Origin of the sequence: Acidisphaera sp. L21, from assembly GCF_009765685.1 — a bacterium.
Lineage (GTDB): Bacteria > Pseudomonadota > Alphaproteobacteria > Acetobacterales > Acetobacteraceae > LMUY01.
Genome location: NZ_LMUY01000067.1, coordinates 7,658 through 10,096 on the forward strand (window position 1 = coordinate 7,658; position 2,439 = coordinate 10,096).

At 61.2% G+C, this 2,439-nt stretch carries 2 protein-coding genes; both read left to right on the plus strand.

From position 1 onward, the window contains the following. Nucleotides 1-829: hypothetical protein (locus GSQ76_RS12515; protein ID WP_216851030.1), on the plus strand; the 829-nt coding region annotated here is incomplete at its 5' end. Nucleotides 830-1,001: 172 nt separating this feature from the next. Beyond that, a complete protein-coding gene (gene larA, locus GSQ76_RS12520; RefSeq protein WP_158744250.1) occupies nucleotides 1,002-2,297 on the plus strand; it encodes a nickel-dependent lactate racemase in 1,296 nt (431 codons plus the stop codon). Nucleotides 2,298-2,439 lie beyond the last annotated feature (142 nt).

Genomic DNA, 2,439 nt, shown 5'->3' on the forward strand with positions numbered 1-2,439 from the left:
CTCGAGCAGCGTGCTACAGGTGACAACAAAGTTCAGCGGGACGGACCCCAGCAATGGAGCGCCAGCCGGCACACGTATTTCAGATATCGTCGACAATACCGACGGGACGTCATTAGTTTACGCCTACAATCCATCGAGCACGGTGTCACAAGCAACATCACGCTACAGCGGGACGGATTCGACCAATGGCGCCCCGGCCGGCACGCTGATATCGACAGTAGTCGACAACACCGACGGTACTGCCTTGGTATATGCCTACAATCCGTCCAACACCGTGACGCAGACGGCAACGTTGTTCAGCAGCACGGATCCTACAAACGGCGCGCCAACTGGCAATCAACTGACGACAGTGTTAGATTACACGAACGGCCAGTCTTCGTTGCAGCACTTCGCCACTGATGGGTCAAGTACAACCGTCTTCTACTCCGGCGTAGATGGAACCGGTGTTCAAGTCGCATCGCCAACGTCGTCGGCCCTACAGGGTAGCCACGCCACGATCGGATCCACTGTTTCTGATGTTGCGATGCAGTTCCTGCCAGGGATGGACCTCCGGACAACCCTGCTTTCCCCCGGCATAACTGATTCGGTTGATGGGTTTAGCAACACGGCAGATGTGTTGGACTTTACGGCGCTCGTCAGTGCGGCTGGACTTACAACCAATGCATCGACCCATGCGTTGGTCGGCTACGTGACGGTTGTGGACCAGGGGCAGAACGCTTTCGTGCAGTTTGACCCGACTGGTCACGCTGGAGGGACCACAGTGGCAGTGCTGCAGGGGCTTGGACGCACGGTCACGGATAGCAGTCTGTTGCTGACCCACGGTTTGTGAGGCCGGAAAGCGTCGACAGCCCGGCTTCGTGGATGAGCGGGTCGAGCGCAGCCGCATCTGAGACAGACGATTTGCCGGACGCGCGTGCGGGCTCTGCTAAGGCGTCTCGCCGCTCCTAATTGCTCAATCTGGGCATTGGGTCGTAGTGTTGCGGCAATGAGGGAGCCCAAACATGAGCGTTGAGCGGATCGAGCTGCTGTTCGGAAAAGGCCATTTGCCAGTCGAACTGCCAACCGGCGCGCGGGCCACAGTGATCCGCAAGATGGCCATGCCCAAGCTGCCCGACCCGCATGGTGCGATCGCTCAGTCCTTCGCCTTCCCCATCGGCTCGGCCCCGCTGGCTCAGCTTGCGCGGGGCAAGAAGAGCGCCTGCATCCTCATCTGCGACATCACGCGCCCCGTGCCCAACCGGTTGTTTCTTCGCCCCATGATTGAAATCATGGCTGGGGAAGGCATCCCGCTGGAGGCGATTACGGTGCTCGTCGCCACTGGCCTGCACCGCCCGAACGAGGGGGAGGAACTCGCCGAGTTGGTCGGCGATCCATGGGTCTTGACGAACGTACGAGTCGAGAACCATTTCGCGCGGGACGACGGGATGCACGTCAATCTTGGTGTGACCGCCACGCGCGGCACGCCCATCGGCATCGACCGCCGCTTCGTAGACGCGGATCTGCGCATCGCGACCGGCTTGGTCGAGCCCCATTTCATGGCGGGCTGGTCCGGCGGCCGCAAGGTTGTTGCCCCCGGCGTCGCACATCATGAAACGATCCGCACCTTTCACTCGGCGCGCTTCATGGAAGATCCGCTGGCGGTTCAGTGCAATCTGGCCGGCAACCCGCTCCATGAGGAACAACTTGAAGTCGTGAGGCGGCTTGGCGATCTCTACGCGCTCAACACCGTCATCGACGAGGACCGCGACCTCGTCCACGTCACGTTCGGGGAAATCATCGCGAGCCACCTTGCCGCCGTGGATTTCGTCACCGCCTCGACCAAGATCGGGGTCAAGCGCCGCTACAAGACCATCGTTACGTCCTCCGCCGGCTATCCGCTGGACAAGACCTACTACCAGACCGTCAAAGGCATGGTCACACCCCTCGACATCCTGGAGCCCGGCGGCACGCTCATCATCGCCTCCGCCTGCTCGGAGGGTTTCGGCTCGCCCGAGTTCCGGGAGGCACAGGCGCGGCTGGTCTCAATGGGGTCCGAGCGTTTTCTCGCAACGCTGACGGCGAAAACACTGGCCGAGGTCGATGAGTGGCAGACCGAAATGCAGCTCAAGGCAACGCGCCTCGGCAGTGTCTCCCTCTACACTACCGGGCTCGATAGGGAGGAGCAGCGGATCACCGGCGTGACCATGGCGACGAATATCGACGCCGCTGTGCGCGAAGCCGTCGCGCGCCATGATGACCCGGACATCGCCTTCATCCCCGAGGGGCCCTATGTCGTGCCATTCTACAACGGTGCATGACCTTCGCCGCTGGAGCGGTCGGCTACGGCCTCAAGGACCTTCAGCAGGACATTCTGATCGGCTTGGCGAAGGTGGATCAAAAAGTCCGGGGCGGAGACACTTAGAGCGTGCTCGGCTTGACCGGAATCAAGAAATTGCTTGC

Bases quoted from the DNA above. Each gene is read 5' to 3' on its own strand.
- larA (WP_158744250.1), top strand. From the start codon at position 1,002: ATGAGCGTTGAGCGGATCGAGCTGCTGTTCGGAAAAGGCCATTTGCCA.